Source organism: Limnohabitans sp. TEGF005, from assembly GCF_055394835.1.
This window is the reverse complement of sequence record NZ_AP029226.1, coordinates 2,452,449-2,470,787: the sequence shown is the minus strand read 5'-3', so window position 1 is coordinate 2,470,787 and position 18,339 is coordinate 2,452,449. Positions and strand designations below refer to the sequence as shown.

Below are 18,339 nucleotides of genomic sequence, written 5' to 3'. Positions count from 1 at the left end.
CATGTCCGCCTGGAACGATTTCAACGACGCTGAACAACAACAATCTTTTGACCTGATCCCCAAGGGCACGGTGGCACCGGTGCGCATGACGATCAAGCCCGGTGGCCATGACGATGCAGCTCAGGGCTGGACGGGTGGCTATGCAACCCAGAGCTTTGAGACGGGCAGCATCTTCTTGGCCTGTGAGTTCGTGATCCTGGACGGTGAATATGCCCCACGCAAGATGTGGTCGAACGTCGGCCTGCACAGCTCCAAGGGTCCCGCTTGGGGAAACATGGGTCGCACCTTCATCCGTGCGGTGCTCAACTCCTCGCGCAACATCCAACCGCAGGACAACTCCCCGCAAGCCGCTGCCGCGCGTCGCATCCAAGGCTTCAATGAGCTCGATGGCATTGAGTTCGTGGCGCGCATTGATGTGGAAAAGGATGGTCGCGGTGAGATGCGCAACGTTGTGAAGATGGCGGTGGAGCCGGATCAGACGGATTACCCCCGTGGGGCGACATCGGCTGCACCACGTCCTGCCGTAAGCTACCAAGCACCTCCTGCCAGCAGCGCACCCGTTCAGGCGCAGGCTCAACGCGCACCTGTCTCGGGCAAGCCGAGCTGGGCTCAGTAAGGAGGGTTAATGAAATGCTGGGTCTGCAACAGACAGGCCCGGGGTTTCGGTCACACCGACAACCGTCACGGTGTGGGCAATCCCCGGCGCTACCCAATCGACTGGGTTTTCTGCTCGAAAAAATGTCAGGACGTGTTCCATGCGATGTACGGGAACTGGCAGCGCGTGCTCGATGGGCGGATCGATATCAAGGAGGTCACCATGATCGATCCCTCTGATATCGAACTGGCCTCAATGAAGAAATGCCTCAAGGCATTCGGAGAGTCGGCTGGTGAGATTGGTTTTGCCAAACTCCTGGGCGATTACTCGGAAGCAGAAGCACTGCGCGTCATCGATGCCATCGTGACGTGCTGGACCGACGCCATGCTGGCGCACCACGAGCAGTCGAAGTTTCCGCCTGTGCGTGGAATGCAACCGACGCTCGATCCTCTGGCGCACCCGTTTGCCGACTTGGAGGATGACTTGCCCTGGGTAGTGGAGGGAGAGAAGAAATGATGGACTTCAATTCATCCTCCAGCATCTCGGGCCAGGTTAGCGCGCTGATCGATGCGGGACTGCAAAAGCGTCAAGCTGAGCAACGCCCAAGGACTTACCTGGGAGCGTCCCGTTTGGGCGTCTCCTGTGAACGGGCATTGCAATACGAATTTGCAAAGGCCCCCGTAGATCCTGGTCGTGAGCATCCTGGTCGACTGCTTCGCATCTTCGAGCGCGGCCATCTATCTGAAGACAGCATGATCAAGTGGCTTCGCGACGCAGGTTTTGATCTGCGAACGACGAAGGCTAATGGTGAGCAGTTTGGCTTTGCTGCACTGGACGGTCGACTGGCTGGACACATTGATGGCGTGATCGTCGGCGGTCCCGATGGCTTCAAGTACCCCGCCTTGTGGGAGAACAAGTGCCTCGGTTCCAAGTCGTGGCGTGACCTCGAAAAAAACAAGCTGGCCATCTCCAAACCGATCTATCACGCTCAGGTGGTGCTTTACCAAGCCTATCTGGAGCTGCACGAGAACCCTGCGGTTTTCACGGCGGTCAACGCCGACACCATGGAGATCTACACCGAGCTGGTGCCCTTTGATGCGGCGCTCGCGCAGCGCATGTCTGACCGTGCGCTCAAAGTGATCTCTGCTACCCAGGCGGGCGAGTTGCTCGTTCGCGCCTATCAAGACCCCACTCATTTTGAATGCCGGATGTGCGCATGGCAGGACCGGTGCTGGAGACAAAACAATGACGGACGTTAATCAAATCCTGACCGAGCGACTGGTCGATGCACGCGAGGCAGCGTTCTGCCTGAAGCTGCCGATGTACCTGCTCACAAATCCCAAAGATCGCCAGCGTCTTGGCCTGCCGCATTACCGCGTCGGCAAGATGGTCCGCTTCAAGGTGAGCGAGCTGATGGCTTGGATGCACGCGCAAGCGCAAGCAGAAGCCGAAGCAAACGCCGAAGCAAAAGCGCAGGGAGAGTCGTCGGATGCTTGATTTCAATGACAACGACTCACCCACGCACAAGGACACCGATGCCACCCGTGAGCATTTGCGTGCGGCGTTGATCGATCGCCTGGAATCGGTGCTCAGCACCCTGTTTCCCGCAGGCAAGAAACGTCGTGGCAAATTTCTGATGGGTGATGTGCTGGGCAGCCCCGGCGACAGCTTGGAGGTGGTGCTCGATGCAGAGAAGGCGGGACTGTGGACCGATCGCGCCACCGGTGATGGCGGTGACATCTTTGATTTGATCGCAGCCTACCTGGGCGTCGATGTGCAGACCGACTTTCCTCTGGTGTTGGACTACGCGGCAGACCTGGTTGGCCAGGCTGCTCCTGTCCACACCCGCAAGGCAAAGAAGGAAGCACCGGTCGATGAGCTGGGACCCGCCACAGCCAAGTGGGATTACTTCGATGCCGATGGCCACCTGATCGCCGTCGTGTACCGCTACGACCCACCCGGGCGCAAGAAGGAGTTCCGACCATGGGACGCCAAGCGTCGCAAGATGGCTCCACCTGATCCTCGCCCTCTGTACAACCAGCCGGGGATGGTTGCGGCTGAGAGAGTGATTTTGGTTGAGGGCGAGAAGTGCGCCCAGGCATTGATCGCCGCTGGCATCACTGCCACGACTGCCATGCATGGAGCCAATGCGCCGGTGGACAAGACCGACTGGTCACCGCTGGCAGGCAAAGCGGTGATGGTCTGGCCCGACCGGGACAAGCCGGGCTGGGAGTACGCCATGGCTGCGGCGCAGGCGGTGTTGAACTCGGGCGCGATCTCATGCGAAGTGCTTTTGCCTCCCGACGACAAGGCCGATGGCTGGGATGCAGCGGACGCTTTGGTCGAAGGCTTTGACGTCAACACGTTCATTGCCTCTGGGCCGCGCATGTCCGTGAAAACCACCAAGGCCATGAACACCAACGACGCCACGGTGTGGGCGACCGACGATGCATTGACGTTGGCGTTCACCTCCCGTTACGGCGAGGAGTGGCGCTATTGCGCGGCTTGGGGCAAGTGGCTGGTGTGGACCGGTTGCCGCTGGCAGCCCGATGAGACTTTGATGGCACATCACCTTATCCGCAACATCTGTCGTGATGCTGCGCTCAAGGTGGACTCGCATCGCCTGGCAGCCAAGTTGCTGGCAAGCAGTACCGTCGGCGGTGTTGATCGCATGGCTCGATCGGACCGTCGGCATGCATCCACCACCGAAGAGTGGGACGCAGATCTGTTCTTGCTCAACACCCCCGGTGGCGTGGTGAACCTGAAGGTGGGCGTGACGCGTCCGCACGACCGAGCCGACCGCATGACCAAGATTGCGACGGCTACCCCGAAGGGCGACTGCCCGCAGTGGAAGGCCTTCTTGGCCGATGTGACCGGCGGCGATGTGCTGTTGCAGGAATACCTGCAGCGCATGGCGGGTTATTGCCTGACCGGAGCGACCAGCGCCCACGCATTGTTCTTTCTGTACGGCACCGGTGCCAACGGCAAGTCGGTGTTTGTGAACACCTTGGCCAGCATCCTCGGTGACTATGCCACCAGCGCACCCATGGACACCTTCATGGACGCTCGGGGCGACCGTCACCCGACCGACCTGGCCGGTCTGCGCGGCGCACGCTTCGTGGCATCGGTCGAAACCGAGCAAGGCCGTCGCTGGAACGAGTCCAAGGTCAAAGCCATCACGGGTGGCGACAAGGTGTCGGCGCGTTTCATGCGCCAGGACTTCTTCGAGTACATCCCGCAGTTCAAGCTGCTGATCGCAGGCAACCACAAGCCCTCAATCCGCAACGTGGACGAGGCCATGAAGCGGCGTCTGCATTTGATCCCGTTCACGGTGACGATCCCGCCCGAGAGGCGAGATGGCAGGTTGACAGAGAAACTGTACGCGGAGCGTGACGGTATCTTGGCCTGGGCGGTCGAAGGCTGCCTCGCATGGCAGCGCGATGGCTTGCGTCCACCCGAGTGCGTGGTTTCAGCAACCGAAGAGTATTTCGAAGCGGAAGACGCCCTGGGTCAGTGGATGGACGAACGATGCGATGTCGTCAAAGAGGCAAAGACCGGCTCATCGGATTTGTATGCGGACTGGCGCGAGTGGGCCGAACGCGCAGGCGAGTACGTGGGATCTATCAAGCGGTTTTCTGAGCTGTTGATTACCAGGGGTTTTGAAGCAACGCGCCTTCACGGGGGCAAGCGGGGATTCAAGGGCCTCCTTGTCCGCCCCAAACCCTACAGCCGCAACTATTACGAAGCCAATGAATGAACTTGGTGACGGATGGTGACAAGCCTACTGATTAACCCCTCACGCGTGCGCGAGCGCACATATAGAGGAATAACCGGCAGGCCAGTCACCATCTGTCACCACCCCGAAATGGAGTGGAAATGAAAACGACGATTCTTGCCCTGGATTTGGGCACAACGACTGGCTGGGCCTTGATGGGTTCAGACGGTCAGATCACAAGCGGCAGCCAATCTTTCAAGCCCCAACGCTTTGAAGGTGGTGGCATGCGGTTCCTGAAATTCAAGCGCTGGCTCACAGACGTCAAGCAATGCACCACAGGCATTGACCTGGTCGTGTTTGAAGAAGTACGCAGGCATGTGGGTGTGGATGCTGCGCATGCATACGGTGGCTTCATGGGCCAACTGACAGCCTGGTGTGAGCACCATCAGATCCCCTACGAAGGCATACCGGTCGGCACGATCAAGAAGCATGCAACCGGCAAAGGCAACGCAGGCAAGGAAGAGATGATCACAAGCGTTCAAGCGCGAGGCCACCAACCTGTAGACGACAACGAAGCAGATGCGATTGCGCTGGTCTACCTGGCCCGTGATCGTCAGATGACGCAGGAGGTGTGAGATGAAAGTCCCCGCACAACCCTATCGCTGCGCTCTTGGACGAGTGCAGCCTGTCGTTACAGATCTGGATGCCGTGAAGCGTTCAGGCTGGCGTGAGCAACACATCCTGGTCATCTCTGACCAAGACGATCGACTCGACTTCCTCGAGCGAGAGTTCATCCGTCGCATTGGTGAGCGCCTCTATGGCCCAGGAGGCAAGCATGGCTAAGACGATCACCATCTGGACTGTTGACGATGTGGCCGCACGGTTTAGCGATGCAGCTCACACGTCATATCGCCTTCCACCCGTGCGGGTTCAGGGGTATGCCAGCCCTTGGATGAGCTTGGCCATGCAAGTGCCCAATCGCTACCCTGACCCCGAACGTGTTTACCGCCCCATGCCACCCGGTCCTGAGGCAGTGGAACGCATGCTCGAGACCATGCGCTGGGTTCAGTGGCTGGAGGAAGAGCAACGCCATCTGGTGTGGATGCGGGCCAAGCGTTACGAGTGGCATCAAATCGGTAGACGCTTTGCTTGCGATCGGAACACGGCAGCCAGGCGTTGGAAGAAGGCAATGGAGTTAGTTGTTGAGCGGTTGAATGCTCAGTTGCATTCTTTATCATCAGGTGATACACTTGGCTATGCGTGAAGACCACGGAATAGCCACCCTCATCGACCTCCATGATCAGATCATTGATCAAGGGGGTGGGTATTGGATCAAGATTGAGGCATGGGTCGTTGTTGTTTCGGCGGACATTCCGCACGGGATTCGCTATTCGCTGACATTGCATGAGCCCTATGGCAAACGAATTCTTGGCTATGACAATGCCCATGCGGTAAAGCCACCCAAGAAATTCAAATATGTGGGAACACGATTGCCGTATGACCACAAGCATCGGCATGTCAGTGATAAAGGTGTGCCCTATGAGTTCAAAGACGCACACCAACTTTTGTCAGACTTCTTTGTGGAAGTTGACCGCGTGTTAGAGGAGGTTAGGAAATCATGAAGACGATCGTTGTTGGAATCATGCCGCAAGAAAAAATTCGCGAACGCGTGCTGGCCATCGCTCGTGGTGACTACAAGCCCAAAGCTACTGAACCCAAAATCTGGTTCACCTCAATGCGTTCCCTGGCAGAGGTCTTGAGCGATGACAACCGTGCCTTGCTGAAGGTGATACAGGACGCCAAGCCACAGTCCATCTCCTCATTGGCTGACATCACTGGACGTAAGCCTGGCAACCTTTCTCGCACATTGAAAACAATGTCGAACTACGGCTTCGTTGAGATGAAGCGAGAGAACAAACATGTCCGTCCAATCGCCAAGGGTACGGACTTCCGCATCGTTGCGTGATCGCAAGTCGCCTTCTATATTTTTGGAAAGGAGCTTTTATGACTGACAACAAAAACAAGCGTGGGTCGCCAGACAGCAAGCGTATTGATGTCAAAGATCCGAATGAGCTTCGTTATTGGGCACAGGCGCTTCACGTCCCCAAAGAGCAGGTCATTGATCTCGTGAAGAAGCACGGTACGTCGGCACAGAAAGTACGCGACGCATTGAAGAAATGAAATGTCCTGTTTGCGGCGCAGCGGAATTGATCCACGACACTCGCGACATACCCTACACCTACAAGGGTGCATCCACCGTCATTGAGGCGGTAACGGGCGATTTTTGCCCTGCATGTGATGAAGCAGTTCTGGATATGGCCGAATCAATACGTACCAGTGAATTGGTGTTGAAATTCAACAAGGAAATCAACGCGGCATGACTGAGAAAAAGCCTTCTGAAAGCCAACTTGATCTGACGGCTCAACGTGCTGATCAGAATCGTCAACACCTGCGAGGCTTGTTGTTGGCTGGCGCTTCATCCCTGCCAACTCAAACGGCTGACGGTGCTTACTTCGATGCTCTGCATGACCGGGTTCGGGAAAGTCCGACCACGTAAGAAGGTATCGCATACTGGTCATCATGTCCCGATCGGATGGCCTCGGCACGCTCAAGTAAACAGCCAATGGGACGTAATTTGAGGATTTGTGATGAAACCCGCTGCTTTTAAAGCAACGACCCGCTTGGACGCAGAGGCGAGCCGAGCCTTACTCGAGGTGGTCGGTCGGGTTAGCTTATCTGAAAAACGACGCTCAGAGCTGGCCGCTTTTGCCGAAGCGGCTCGTCAAGCATTTGTCCGGCCTTTCCCCGCCAAAGCAATCAAAGAGGAGCTTTGAGCGCGATTACCTCTGCGAGTAATTTGGCGCGTTTCAAAGCATTTGTGCGGAAGAATTGCCCTTTGTGCGGGGATGAGCGGGTGAAGCACCGTTTTTCAGGTGCAGCATTTCACCCCGATTGAGCGTACATTTTCAGCTACGGTGTGGAAAGGAGTGCAGGACACTCCCTCCCACAAATTTCTGGGTCCTTCCTCGCCAAATCCCTATGCGGGGGGCAAAGGCCCGAGATTTCGATAGCGACAGATTCAAAAACCGGGTTTGCAGTTCGCACCGGGTTTGCACCTCCCCCTCACCCCCCCAAGGACTTTATGACTCCCGAGATCAGAATGATCGCGGTGGATGCGCTCATCCCTTATGCGCGCAACGCCCGTACACACAGCGACGGCCAGGTGGCTCAGATTGCAGCATCCATTGCCGAGTTTGGTTTCACCAACCCGATCCTGTCGGATGGTGAGCGCGGAGTGATTGCTGGGCATGGCCGATTGATGGCTGCCCGCAAGTTGGGGCTCACAGAAGTGCCCGTGATCGAGTTGGCCCACCTGACGCACACCCAGAAGAAGGCATACATCCTGGCTGACAACCGGATTGCCGAGAACGCAGGATGGGATGAAGAACTCTTGAAGTTGGAGCTTGCTGAGTTGCAGGCTGCCGAGTACGACCTGGACCTGATGGGTTTCAGTGATGAGGAAATCGACAAGCTGCTCAATGGCGATGAACAAAGCGATGGTCTGACCGACGAAGACGCAGTACCGGAAACTCCAGTAGAACCGACCTCAAAGCCGGGCGACCTGTGGATCCTCGGCAACCATCGCTTGCTTTGCGGCGACTCCACGGTCTTGGCAGATGTGGAGCGCCTGATGGATGGCCAACTGGCAGACATGGCATTCACCGATCCACCCTACAACGTGGACTACGGCAACAGCGCCAAGGACAAGATGCGCGGCAAGGACCGACGCATCCTCAACGACGCCTTGGGCGACGGCTTCTACCAATTTCTCTATGACGCCTGCGTCAACCTGCTGGTGGTCACCAAAGGCGCGTGCTATGTGTGCATGAGTTCATCGGAGCTACACACCTTGCAAAAGGCTTGGCTGGATGCTGGCGGCAAGTGGTCGACTTTCGTGATCTGGGCAAAGAACACGTTCACGCTGGGCAGAGCTGATTACCAACGCCAGTACGAACCGATCTTGTACGGCTGGAAACAGGGAACAGATCACTTTTGGTGTGGCGACCGAGACCAGGCAGATGTCTGGTTCTACAACAAGCCGCGCGTCAACGATCTGCACCCGACCATGAAACCAGTCGAGCTGGTTGAGCGAGCCATTCGCAATTCGTCCAAGAGCCGCGATGTCGTTTTGGATCTGTTTGGCGGCTCCGGCACCACCTTGATTGCGTGCGAGAAGACGGGGCGTCAAGCTCGCTTGATTGAACTCGATCCGAAATTTGTGGACGTGATCGTCAAACGCTGGGAGGACTACACCGGCAAGAAAGCCGTTCGAGAAAACGGTGGTTCAGAACTGGACCAGGCACCTCAGGCCAATGAGCAAGGGGCGGCGGATCAGCTGCAGTCTTGATCAATTCCGCTTTGGATCACAAACCCGGTGAGGTATGGCAGCCCTTTGGGGATGCCGTAGCTGCGCTGAGTCAAGCGTCCAATTTTCCAACTCATCCATTTCTCAATGGCCTCAGCGACGGCCTCGTGCATGTCATGGCTATTCAATAAGGCGTCTTGCACCGAATCGGCGAAGTGGCGGCCATGGCTGCTATCCAGAAACACGCGGATAGATTCAGGCGGCCCACCGGTGGCCTTGGATATTTGCGCCATGGCAATGGGCCAGGCGATGCTGGCGTGTCCGCCCATAGTTCCCCAAAAGCCCCACGACTCGTTTTCAGAGGCGGGGATTTTGACGAAGTCATTTGCTTGTGAAGATCGCATGGCTCAACCCAATCGAGCAACGTAGCGTGGGTAATCCCCGCCAGACGGATCGATGAACAGATAGGGGCGACCGGGCGCTTGAACTTGGACGCATAAGCGCCCTTGTCCCAAGTAGCCGCCCTTGCCCTTGAGCCAGTCGCGCGACTTAAAGAGATTCATCGCGAATCCGTCGAACTCTTCGGGTTCCATCTCGCGGACCTCGGTGACGTAGACGATGTAATCGCCGCTGCCTGCGATGTCGTTGATGTCGCTGGGTTTGCGTCCGAAGGGTAAGCGGATGCTCAGTTCTTGAACCTCAATCTCCTGGCCGTCGAAATCCACGGTCAAGGGTTTGCATTCGATGTTGAGGGTGATGTTATTCATGTGAACCTCAGGCAATGCGATAGGTGCGTTGTTGGCCATCGGTTTTCTCGGAAACGATGCTCAAACCGAGCTTTTTTTTCAGGGCTCCGGCCATGCAGCCCCTGACCGTGTGCTGTTGCCATCCGGTGGCCTGGACCATCTGCTCGAGCGTTGCCCCCTCCGGACGCTGGAGCAATTCGATCAGCGTGGCCTGCTTGGTGCCCTCTCGTTTGGAGGGTGTTGCCTTGGCTTCGATCGCAATGCCAAGGGCGCTGCGCCCTGCGTCTGTGATTGCAAATCGCGTGGTGCCGCCCTCGGCTTGGCTGTGGGCGGCAATGAGATTGGCGTTGGCCAGAGATGTCAAAACCTTAAGCCGCGCACCCCCTTTGAGATTGGCCGGGAATTCGGTCAGCAAGTGCTCTGGATGCTGGGCCGCTGCGGTGAGCAGATTGGTTTGGGTCTCGGAGAGTTTCATGGTTTTTCCTTTAAAAAATGGTGATGTGATGAACGCTTCATTCCGCTCGCTTATCAAGCGATTTCTGAATCTTTTTTCTTCCCCTGTTGCTTCTTCGTCTGTGCCTGCAGGCCAGCTTGATAAGCCGCTTGCAGAGCTGCCTCAATCCCCCAAACCGACACGTCGTGAAAGTCCAGCCGGTCCGAGTTCTGCGTCTGCAGCGTCTGGACAAAAAGGTGCTCGCGTGCGATCTGCTCCAAAAGGCAAGAAGGCGCGTTGATGGCGTTGGTGGTTTTCTTGTGGTTCATGCGGCGCTCCAAAAAACGTTGATTGATGACCGTATGAACGCTTCATTTCCGAACAACATCAAGTCAATTTCTTAGCCAGACTCTTTCACTTGGGTATGACCGATCGACTCTCAATTCGGGCCTATGCGCGCCACCGAGGGGTGTCCGATACGGCGGTGCGCAAGGCCATCGAGGCCGGGCGGATTACCCCCAACGCAGACGGCACGATCAATGCAGCGCAAGCCGACGCTCAATGGAGCAAAAACACAGACGCCGCGCAGCAACGGGGCAAACACAAGCCCGTCTCCAATGAGGCGATTGCGGGAATACGGGAAACGCTGGGTGAATCAGCGGGCGCGTTTGAACCCAAAGGCGGTGGCACTACCTTGCTGCAGGCCAAGACCGCCAATGAGGTGCTCAAGGCGCAGACCAACAGGGTTCGATTGGCCCGCCTCAAAGGTGAGTTGGTCAATCGTGACCAGGCCGTTGCACACGTTTTCAAGATGGCGCGCGCCGAGCGCGATGCCTGGTTGAACTGGCCTGCGCGGGTGGCTGCGCAGATGGCCGCTGACCTCAATGCCGATGGGCATACCTTGCATGTGCTGCTGGAAAAAGCCGTGCGCAATCACTTGATCGAACTGGGCGATTTGTCCGTTCGATTGGACTGAGCCCTGATTGGGGCTTGAGGCTTTACGGAATGCAGGAATGTGTTGGAACACTATGACGGATTTGATGCCATTGCTGAGGCGTGGCGCGAGGGGCTCACCCCCGACCCACTGCTGACCGTGTCTGAATGGGCGGATCAGTACCGAGTGCTCTCGGGAAAGTCGGCCTCGGAGCCGGGCAAGTGGCGAACCAATCGCACGCCCTATCTCAAAGAGATCATGGACTGTCTCTCGCCGACGTCACCCGTCGAGCGGGTGGTGTTCATGAAAGGCGCGCAGGTCGGCGGCACGGAGTGCGGCAACAACTGGATTGGCTATGTGATCCATTTGGCCCCTGGTCCCATGATGGCTGTTGCGCCGACGGTCGAGATGGCCAAGCGCAACTCCAAGCAGCGGATTGATCCACTCATTGAAGAGAGCCCGACGCTCTCTAGCTTGATCGCCCCCGCAAGGGCGCGCGATTCAGGCAACACCATCCTGGGCAAAGAGTTCCGTGGTGGCGTTCTGGTGATGACGGGCGCAAACAGCGCCGTGGGTCTGCGCTCAATGCCAGTGCGCTATTTGTTTCTGGACGAAGTTGATGGCTACCCGGGTGACGTTGAAGGAGAAGGTGATGCGATTGCACTGGCTGAGGCTCGAACCCGAACCTTTGCACGCAGAAAAATTTTCATTGTCTCGACGCCAACAATTTCTGGATCGTCGCGCATCGAGCGTGAGTACGAACAAACAGACCAGCGCCAGTTCATGGTCCCGTGCCCGCACTGCGAGCATGAACAAGTCCTGGCCTTCGAACAATTGATCTGGGAAAAAGGACTGCCCGAGACAGCGCACTACAAATGTGAGTCGTGCGAGCAGCCCATTTACGAATACCAAAAGACCGAGATGCTCGAACGGGGACGGTGGCAGTCAGCGATTCCGGATTACGTGGGCAAAACGGTGGGGTTTCACTTGTCCAGTCTGTACAGCCCGGTGGGTTGGCGCAGTTGGGCCGACATTGCCGCAGCCTGGGAAGCGGCGCAAGGATCTGCAACTGCCTTGAAAGCATTCAAAAACACAGAGCTGGGCGAGACCTGGGTCGAGCAAGGTGAAACCCCTGAATGGGAGCGTTTGCTCGAGCGCCGTGAGGACTATCGGATCGGCACCGTCCCACTGGGGGCGGCTTTGCTGTGCGCCGGGGTGGACGTTCAGAAGGACCGCATTGAGGTTTCTGTCTGGGCATTCGGTCGGGGCAAAGAAGCCTGGTTGGTGGAGCACCGTGTGCTGGCAGGCGACACCTCCCGCGAGGCGGTCTGGCAGCGACTGCGCGAAATGCTCGATGAGTCGTGGACGCATGCGTCTGGGGTGCAGTTGCGCCTCTCGCGCATCGGTTTGGACACTGGTTTTGCCACGCAAGAGGCCTATGCCTTCGTGCGCAAGTTGCGTGACTCCAGGTTGCTGCCCATGAAGGGCGTGGCCCGGGGCGCTGCTTTGGTCGGATTGCCGACGGCGGTGGACATGACCGTGGGTGGCAAGAAGCTGCGCCGGGGTGTTCGGGTCTATTCGGTGGTGGGTGGCATTGCCAAGCTGGAGTTTTACAACCACCTGCGCAAGACCCTGGAGGTGACCGAAGACGGCGAAATTCTGTATCCCGCTGGGTACATCCATTTGCCCAAGGTCGATGCCGAGTTTGTGCAGCAGTTGTGCTCAGAGCAGTTGGTCACGCGCCGGGACCGTAATGGTTATCCGGTGCGTGAGTGGCAAAAGATCCGCGAACGCAACGAAGCACTTGATTGCTACGTCTACGCACGGGCCGCTGCTAGCCTCGCTGGCCTGGACCGATATGAGGAGCGTCATTGGCGCGAATTGGAAAAACCGCTGGGCATAGCAGGACCACCTGAAGACGCCCAATCAACCAAGCAAGAAGCCACCCCCAGCGGTGGCTTCGTTGTTTCTAAAGGACCACAACGCGGCAGGCGCTTGATTCGCAGCCGTTGGATGAACTGATGACGACCTATACCCCTGAACATGCCCAAGCGCTGCGAGAAGCCATTGCCAGTGGCGAGCATCGGGTGACTTACGACGGCAAGACCATTGAGTACCGCACGGTCTCCGATCTCAAGTTGGCCTTGGCCGAAGTTGAGGCAGCGCTGGCATACGACAGCGGTAAAACCAAGACTCGACAAATCCGGGTCACCACATCTAAAGGGTTCTGAGATGGCCTTTTGGAAAAAACTCACAGCCTATGTGGGCTGGAATTCCGTTCACGAGGCTGCTGGCTCAGGTCGCAGGTCTCGTGTTTGGAATCCTGGTGATCCGGGAGCTGTCTCGGCGATGCTGGCCACGGGCAACCAACTGCGGGTCAAGTCTCGGGATCTGGTGCGCAGAAACGCCTGGGCGGCCAACGCGGTCGACAGCTTTGTCTCCAATGCCATCGGCACGGGGATCAAGCCGCAATCCTTGGTGGATGACCCCAAGTTCCGGGAGAAGGTTCATGCGCTGTGGTGGCAGTGGGTGGAGGAAGCAGACAGCAACAACCTCACCGATTTCTACGGCCTGCAGTCACTTGCTTGCAGGGCGATGGTCGAGGGCGGTGAATGCCTGATCCGCATCCGCAATCGGCGGCAAGAGGATGGCCTGAGTGTGCCGATCCAGCTGCAGATTCTGGAGCCCGAGCACCTGCCTTTGAGCCTGAACACGATCAGTGCATCGGGCAACCCGATCCGCAGCGGCATCGAGTTTGATGCCCTTGGGCGTCGGGTTGCCTACCACCTGTACCGCGAGCATCCGGGTGACCCGAGCTTGACGGTCAACGGCAACGATCTGGTACCGGTCCCAGCTGAGGAAATCGTCCACCTGTTTCGCCCCCTGCGACCTGGACAGATTCGCGGCGAACCCTGGCTGTCGCGGGCCTTGGTCAAGCTCAATGAGCTCGACCAGTACGACGACGCAGAGTTGGTTCGTAAAAAGACGGCGGCCATGTTCGCTGGCTTCATCACGCGTCAATCACCCGAAGACCAACTGCTGGGCGAAGGTGAAGCGGATGAAATGGGCGTGGCTATGACGGGTTTGGAGCCGGGCACCTTGCAAGTCCTGGAGCCCGGTGAGGACGTGAAGTTCTCCGATCCGGCGGATGTCGGCGGCTCCTACGCGGAGTTCCTGCGAGTGCAGTTTCGTGCGGTCGCTGTGGCCATGGGGATCACCTATGAGCAGTTGACGGGCGATCTGTCGGGCGTGAATTACTCATCGATCCGTGCCGGTCTCCTAGAGTTCCGTCGCCGATGTGAAGCCATCCAGCATGGCGTGATCGTGCATCAGATGTGCCGCCCGATCTGGCGTGCATGGATGGATGCCGCAGTGCTCAGTGGCGCACTGACAGCGACGGGTTATGCCAAGAGCCGTCAGTCCGCCAAAGCATGGCAGGCAGCGAAATGGATCCCGCAAGGCTGGCAGTGGGTAGATCCCGAGAAGGAATTCAAAGCCCTCCAGCTGGCCATTCGCTCCGGTTTGATGAGCCGGTCTGAGGCCATCTCTTCCTTTGGCTACGACGCGGAAACGATCGACAAAGAGATCGCGGCAGATAACGCACGGGCTGATGCGTTGGGGCTCGTTTTGGATACGGACCCCAGACAAGTGGCCCGCAATGGTGCGACCAACTCGGCTGCTCCCTCGCTCCCACCTGACTCACCAAGCGCGTCCTTGGTGGATCAGCAAACCTGAAACCAGAGGACTTATGAACCACATCTCGTCGATGCCACATTTGGCATCGCGAATCTTTGGCACGCCCCTACTGATCCACCCCAGAAAACTGGATGTGATTCTCTCGGTGCTTGGCCCCCGTTTGGGAGTGGCCATGTCAGATGATTCGCAACAACTCATAAAGCACTTGGCTGCGCAGGCCCCGCCTGCCAATCCAACCTCGTTGACATCGAACATCGCAGTCATCAGCGTGTCCGGCACTTTGGTGCGGCGAGCGGCAGCGGTCGATGCGGCCTCGGGCCTGACCAGTTACTCGGCCATTAGTGCGCAGCTTGCGCAGGCGGTTCGGGATCCTGCAGTCAATGCGATCTTGCTGGACATTGACTCACCAGGCGGCGAAGCCGGTGGTGCGTTTGATCTGGCAGACCAGATCGCGGCGGCTCGGCAGATCAAACCCATCTGGGCCGTCGCCAACGACGACGCATTCTCCGCAGCGTATGCCATCGCGAGCGCAGCCACCCGGGTCTATGTCACCCGAACCGGTGGTGTGGGCTCTGTTGGCGTGATAGCGCTGCATGTGGATCAGTCCCAGCGGGACGCCATGAGCGGGCTTCGCTACACGGCGGTGTATGCCGGGGATCGCAAGAACGACATGTCGCCTCATGCGCCTTTGTCCACCGATGCGGCGCAAGCCCTGCAGGCCGAAGTGGACCGGCTGTATGGCCTGTTCGTTTCGACGGTCGCAGTCAATCGAAACCTTTCTGCGCAAGACGTTCAAGACACCGAAGCCGGACTGTATTTCGCGCAAGACGCGATTGATGCCGGTCTGGCCGATGTGGTCGGGACGCTTGACGACGCACTGATCGCTCTGAGTGAAGAGCTCCAAACGAAAACGACATCCATCGCGCGAATTCAAGGTTCGGGCCGCGAGATGGGGATCTCCACGCCCGGGCCGTCCATGAAAAGGAGTGTTTGCATGCAAAACGATGCAACCCAAACTGCCGATGGGCAGACCAACCAAGAAGAGCAACACCAACCAGCCGACCAGACGGGCACTGGGCCTGCACAAGATAGCGATGCCGCGCAAAGCACGGGAGATCAACCCGGCGCTCAGTTGCAAGTCAGTGCCGTAGCCCAAGGCCACGACATCAAGGCGGCCAGTGCCCAGGTACTTGCCATTGCCGAGATGTGTCTTCTGGCGGGCAAGTCCGAGATGACGGCGGCACTGATCGAGCGTGGTGTCTCGGTTGACCAGGCACGCAAGGAGCTGTTGGCGGCCAAGGCCTGTGGTTCTCCCGAAATCTCCAGTCGCATCTTGCCCGAGGCAGGAACCCAAACCCAAGCCAAGCCCGAAGACAGCCCCGTCGTTCGTGCGGCGCAGCAGCGCGCTCAAAAGCAGCGTGACGCAGCGCAAGTCACCCACCGTTAATAGGAGAACCTGATGACTGCCATTACCAATGACCTCACCTTGGGCGACCTGCTCAAGTACGAAGAGGAAAACCTGTACTCCCGTGACCAGGTCACTGTGTTGTCCGGACAAAACCTCAAGCTCGGTGCCGTGATTGGCCGAGTCAGTGCGACCCAAAAGGTCAAAGCCCTCGACCCTTCGGCAACCGATGGTTCCGAGGTTGCCGCTGGCGTGGTGCTACAGAGCATCGATGCCAGTTCTGCAGAAAAAACCAACGGCCTGATCGTTTCGCGTCAAGCCATCGTGGCCGATCATGCGCTGATCTGGCCTGCTGCCATCACCACGGAAGAAAAAACCGCAGCCATCGCTCAGCTCGAAGCGATCGGCGTCCTCGTTCGCCAAGGAGTCTAAGCAATGAACAATCCTTTCCAGTCCCCCGCGTTTTCGATGACGGCGCTAACCGCTGCCATCAACATCCTGCCTAACCAGTTCGGCAAGCTCGATCAGATCAACCTGATGCCTGCTCGCCCTGTACGCTTTCGCCAAATTGCGGTGGAAGAGCGCAATGGCGTTCTCAACCTGCTGCCTACGCTGCCTGTCGGTGCCCCTGGCACGGTGGGCAAGCGTGGTCGCCGCACGCTGCGCTCGTTCATCATCCCGCACATTCCGCACGACGATGTGGTGCTGCCCGAAGAGGTGCAAGGCCTGCGCGCCTTCGGCTCTGAAACCGACACCGAAACCATCGCGAACGTGATGGCCGAGCATCTGCAGTCGATGCGCAACAAGCACGCCATCACGCTGGAGCATTTGCGCATGGGCGCACTCAAGGGCGTGATCCTGGACGCGGATGGCTCAGTCCTCTACAACCTCTTCGATGAGTTCGGCATTGAGCCCAAGGAATTCAACTTCGCGCTCAACAACGAGAAAACCGATGTCAAGAAGAAGTGCCTGGATCTCAAGCGCTACCTTGAGCTCAACCTCAAGGGCGAATACATGACCGGTGTTCGCGTGCTGGTCTCGCCGGAGTTCTTCGATCTTCTGACGGCTCACCCCAATGTGGTCAAGGCATATCAGTGGTACCAGGAGAGTCTGGCGCTGCGTGCAGATCAACGCACGGGCTTCACCTTTGCGGGCGTCACCTTCGAGGAGTATCTGGGCCAGGCTTCCGATGTGGATGGCAATGTGCGCAAGTTCATCGCTTCTGGCGAAGGCCATGCCTTCCCCGAAGGCACGGTGGATACCTTTGCCACGTACTTTGCACCGGCTGACTTCAATGAGACGGTCAATACGCTGGGCCAGCCCCTGTACGCCAAGCAAGAGCCTCGTGAATTTGGTCGTGGCACGGATCTGCACACGCAGAGCAATCCGCTGCCGATGTGCCATCGTCCGGGGCTCTTGGTCAAGCTCCTGGCCAGCTGATGCCACGCGATCCGTTTGCCTTGGGTGTCAAACGGCTGTTCGCAAGTTTGGGATCCCCGGCGCAGTACTGCACTGTGGCTGGGGAGACCATCGAACTCAAGGTCATCAGCAAGGCACCGGATTCTGTACAGGAATTCGGCCAGTCACATCTGGCGGTGACCTCGTATCGGTTTGACTTGCAAGCAGCCGATGTTGCCCGGCCTCAAGAGGGCGATCGCCTGACGTGGTGGGGTGTCATTTACGTGATTCAAGGCGATGCGCTGGTCGACCGTGATCGTTTGATCTGGACGGTGAGCGCCTACCCCTTGCCTGACTATCCCTCGACGGCGAGATCAGCATGAGCGTGAAATCGGGTGTGAGATTACTGGCTACCCTGCAGGGCGATCTCTCCAAGATGATGGCGCAGGAGCTGAACTCAGCTCGGGTGGCGGTGACCACAGGCGTGCGAGAAGCGACGCAAGGGCTCAAGAGTGAATTGCGCTCGCAAATCGAAGGCGCTGGTCTGGGCTCGCGTCTGGCCAATACCTGGCGTGGGGAGGTGTACCCGAAGGGCCGCCCCAGCTTGGGGTCGGCGGGGCTTGTGTACAGCCGAGCGCCTGTTGTCGTTGCGGCGCACGACCAAGGTGCGTTGATCCGTTCGAAAAATGGATTCTGGCTCGCCATCCCGCTCCCTGCAGCAGGCACTGGGCCACGCGGCAAACGCATGACGCCTGGTCTGTGGGAGCGCATGCGCGGTCAACGACTGCGCTTTGTGTATCGCTCGGGCAAACCGTCGCTACTGGTAGCGGACAACTTTCGGGCCAAAACAGGCAAGCGCGGAGGCTTCGCGGCAGCATCTGCCTCCGCTCAGAAATCAGGACGAGGGCTGACCACAGTCCCCATTTTTTTGCTGGTACCGCAAGCCCAACTCAAGAAGAAATTCGACATAGCCAGTGCTGCCCAGCGGTGGCAAGACAGGCTGATGGTGTTGGTCACGCAGTCGTGGCCAGAAGAAAGTTCGGACACATGA

The 18,339-nt window shown here is 58.1% G+C and carries 26 protein-coding genes and 1 pseudogene; 23 read left to right on the top strand and 4 right to left on the bottom strand.

Annotated elements, in window-relative coordinates; all coding sequences use genetic code 11:
* The first annotated feature begins 1 nt into the window (after position 1).
* The 14 genes and pseudogenes from ACZ5RG_RS12030 to ACZ5RG_RS11965 all read left to right on the top strand — a co-directional run bounded on the left by ACZ5RG_RS12030 (position 2) and on the right by ACZ5RG_RS11965 (position 8,718).
* Positions 2 to 616, top strand: coding sequence for a hypothetical protein (locus ACZ5RG_RS12030; protein ID WP_464447165.1), 615 nt, complete (start codon positions 2 to 4; stop codon positions 614 to 616).
* Between the two features lie 9 nt (positions 617 to 625).
* Positions 626 to 1,111, top strand: coding sequence for a DUF6511 domain-containing protein (locus ACZ5RG_RS12025; RefSeq protein WP_464447164.1), 486 nt, complete (start codon positions 626 to 628; stop codon positions 1,109 to 1,111).
* Positions 1,108 to 1,854, top strand: a complete 747-nt coding sequence (locus ACZ5RG_RS12020; protein WP_464447163.1) for a PD-(D/E)XK nuclease family protein — start codon at positions 1,108 to 1,110, stop codon at positions 1,852 to 1,854. Before ACZ5RG_RS12025 ends, ACZ5RG_RS12020 begins: the two co-directional genes overlap by 4 nt.
* Positions 1,841 to 2,092, top strand: a complete 252-nt coding sequence (locus ACZ5RG_RS12015) for a helix-turn-helix domain-containing protein (RefSeq protein ID WP_464447162.1) — start codon at positions 1,841 to 1,843, stop codon at positions 2,090 to 2,092. The genes ACZ5RG_RS12020 and ACZ5RG_RS12015 overlap by 14 nt, the downstream gene beginning before the upstream one ends.
* Entirely contained in the window at positions 2,085 to 4,352 is a 2,268-nt protein-coding gene (locus ACZ5RG_RS12010; RefSeq protein WP_464447161.1) for a phage/plasmid primase, P4 family, read from the top strand. The genes ACZ5RG_RS12015 and ACZ5RG_RS12010 overlap by 8 nt, the downstream gene beginning before the upstream one ends.
* Positions 4,353 to 4,471: 119 nt before the next feature.
* Positions 4,472 to 4,945, top strand: a complete 474-nt coding sequence (locus ACZ5RG_RS12005; RefSeq protein ID WP_464447160.1) for a crossover junction endodeoxyribonuclease RuvC — start codon at positions 4,472 to 4,474, stop codon at positions 4,943 to 4,945.
* Between the two features lies 1 nt (position 4,946).
* Positions 4,947 to 5,153: a hypothetical protein gene (locus ACZ5RG_RS12000; protein WP_464447159.1), complete on the top strand. Its 207-nt coding sequence runs from the start codon at positions 4,947 to 4,949 to the stop codon at positions 5,151 to 5,153.
* A complete protein-coding gene (locus ACZ5RG_RS11995) occupies positions 5,146 to 5,574 on the top strand; it encodes a DUF6362 family protein (RefSeq protein WP_464447158.1) in 429 nt (142 codons plus the stop codon). Before ACZ5RG_RS12000 ends, ACZ5RG_RS11995 begins: the two co-directional genes overlap by 8 nt.
* Complete coding sequence (locus ACZ5RG_RS11990) at positions 5,567 to 5,932, top strand: toxin-antitoxin system TumE family protein (RefSeq protein ID WP_464447157.1); 366 nt, start codon at positions 5,567 to 5,569, stop codon at positions 5,930 to 5,932. The genes ACZ5RG_RS11995 and ACZ5RG_RS11990 overlap by 8 nt, the downstream gene beginning before the upstream one ends.
* Positions 5,929 to 6,276 (top strand): HVO_A0114 family putative DNA-binding protein, encoded by a 348-nt coding sequence (locus ACZ5RG_RS11985; protein ID WP_464447156.1) that lies wholly within the window; start codon positions 5,929 to 5,931, stop codon positions 6,274 to 6,276. Before ACZ5RG_RS11990 ends, ACZ5RG_RS11985 begins: the two co-directional genes overlap by 4 nt.
* 38 nt (positions 6,277 to 6,314) lie before the next feature.
* Positions 6,315 to 6,491, top strand: a complete 177-nt coding sequence (locus ACZ5RG_RS11980) for a DUF3606 domain-containing protein (protein ID WP_464447155.1) — start codon at positions 6,315 to 6,317, stop codon at positions 6,489 to 6,491.
* A pseudogene (locus ACZ5RG_RS11975) lies at positions 6,488 to 6,685 on the top strand (type II toxin-antitoxin system MqsA family antitoxin); the annotation flags it as partial. The gene ACZ5RG_RS11980 and the pseudogene ACZ5RG_RS11975, both read left to right, overlap by 4 nt.
* A 273-nt stretch (positions 6,686 to 6,958) precedes the next feature.
* Positions 6,959 to 7,144: a hypothetical protein gene (locus tag ACZ5RG_RS11970; protein ID WP_464447154.1), complete on the top strand. Its 186-nt coding sequence runs from the start codon at positions 6,959 to 6,961 to the stop codon at positions 7,142 to 7,144.
* A gap of 308 nt (positions 7,145 to 7,452) precedes the next feature.
* Positions 7,453 to 8,718 (top strand): site-specific DNA-methyltransferase, encoded by a 1,266-nt coding sequence (locus tag ACZ5RG_RS11965; RefSeq protein WP_464447153.1) that lies wholly within the window; start codon positions 7,453 to 7,455, stop codon positions 8,716 to 8,718.
* Here the strand turns inward: ACZ5RG_RS11965 and ACZ5RG_RS11960 are convergent.
* Genes ACZ5RG_RS11960 through ACZ5RG_RS11945 form a run of 4 tightly spaced genes read right to left on the bottom strand, consistent with a single transcriptional unit; the run spans position 8,703 to position 10,184 of the window.
* On the bottom strand, positions 8,703 to 9,080 hold the full coding sequence (locus ACZ5RG_RS11960; RefSeq protein WP_464447152.1) for a hypothetical protein: 378 nt from the start codon (positions 9,078 to 9,080) through the stop codon (positions 8,703 to 8,705). The genes ACZ5RG_RS11965 and ACZ5RG_RS11960 overlap by 16 nt on opposite strands.
* A 3-nt stretch (positions 9,081 to 9,083) precedes the next feature.
* Positions 9,084 to 9,443: a hypothetical protein gene (locus ACZ5RG_RS11955; protein ID WP_464447151.1), complete on the bottom strand. Its 360-nt coding sequence runs from the start codon at positions 9,441 to 9,443 to the stop codon at positions 9,084 to 9,086.
* A gap of 7 nt (positions 9,444 to 9,450) precedes the next feature.
* A complete protein-coding gene (locus ACZ5RG_RS11950) occupies positions 9,451 to 9,897 on the bottom strand; it encodes a DUF3489 domain-containing protein (RefSeq protein WP_464447150.1) in 447 nt (148 codons plus the stop codon).
* A gap of 53 nt (positions 9,898 to 9,950) precedes the next feature.
* Positions 9,951 to 10,184 carry a DUF6900 domain-containing protein gene (locus tag ACZ5RG_RS11945; protein WP_422169421.1) on the bottom strand — a complete coding sequence of 78 codons (234 nt, stop codon included), beginning with the start codon at positions 10,182 to 10,184 and terminating at the stop codon, positions 9,951 to 9,953.
* A gap of 95 nt (positions 10,185 to 10,279) precedes the next feature.
* Between ACZ5RG_RS11945 and ACZ5RG_RS11940 the strand changes: the two genes are divergently transcribed.
* From ACZ5RG_RS11940 to ACZ5RG_RS11900, 9 genes are read left to right on the top strand one after another with little or no spacing between them, the layout of a single operon-like run.
* Positions 10,280 to 10,831 carry an elements of external origin gene (locus ACZ5RG_RS11940; RefSeq protein ID WP_464447149.1) on the top strand — a complete coding sequence of 184 codons (552 nt, stop codon included), beginning with the start codon at positions 10,280 to 10,282 and terminating at the stop codon, positions 10,829 to 10,831.
* 42 nt (positions 10,832 to 10,873) lie between these two features.
* A complete protein-coding gene (locus ACZ5RG_RS11935; protein ID WP_464448206.1) occupies positions 10,874 to 12,811 on the top strand; it encodes a phage terminase large subunit family protein in 1,938 nt (645 codons plus the stop codon).
* Complete coding sequence (locus tag ACZ5RG_RS11930) at positions 12,811 to 13,020, top strand: phage head-tail joining protein (RefSeq protein ID WP_108401945.1); 210 nt, start codon at positions 12,811 to 12,813, stop codon at positions 13,018 to 13,020. Before ACZ5RG_RS11935 ends, ACZ5RG_RS11930 begins: the two co-directional genes overlap by 1 nt.
* A gap of 1 nt (position 13,021) precedes the next feature.
* Positions 13,022 to 14,524: a phage portal protein gene (locus tag ACZ5RG_RS11925; protein WP_464447148.1), complete on the top strand. Its 1,503-nt coding sequence runs from the start codon at positions 13,022 to 13,024 to the stop codon at positions 14,522 to 14,524.
* Between the two features lie 13 nt (positions 14,525 to 14,537).
* Positions 14,538 to 15,932 carry a S49 family peptidase gene (locus ACZ5RG_RS11920; protein WP_464447147.1) on the top strand — a complete coding sequence of 465 codons (1,395 nt, stop codon included), beginning with the start codon at positions 14,538 to 14,540 and terminating at the stop codon, positions 15,930 to 15,932.
* Positions 15,933 to 15,944: 12 nt separating this feature from the next.
* Positions 15,945 to 16,322 (top strand): head decoration protein, encoded by a 378-nt coding sequence (locus ACZ5RG_RS11915; protein WP_464447146.1) that lies wholly within the window; start codon positions 15,945 to 15,947, stop codon positions 16,320 to 16,322.
* A gap of 3 nt (positions 16,323 to 16,325) precedes the next feature.
* Positions 16,326 to 17,330, top strand: coding sequence for a major capsid protein (locus ACZ5RG_RS11910; RefSeq protein ID WP_108401942.1), 1,005 nt, complete (start codon positions 16,326 to 16,328; stop codon positions 17,328 to 17,330).
* On the top strand, positions 17,330 to 17,671 hold the full coding sequence (locus ACZ5RG_RS11905; RefSeq protein WP_464447145.1) for a head-tail joining protein: 342 nt from the start codon (positions 17,330 to 17,332) through the stop codon (positions 17,669 to 17,671). Before ACZ5RG_RS11910 ends, ACZ5RG_RS11905 begins: the two co-directional genes overlap by 1 nt.
* The gene (locus ACZ5RG_RS11900; protein ID WP_464447144.1) at positions 17,668 to 18,339 is read left to right on the top strand and encodes a DUF6441 family protein; all 672 of its coding nucleotides are present in this window, start codon (positions 17,668 to 17,670) and stop codon (positions 18,337 to 18,339) included. The genes ACZ5RG_RS11905 and ACZ5RG_RS11900 overlap by 4 nt, the downstream gene beginning before the upstream one ends.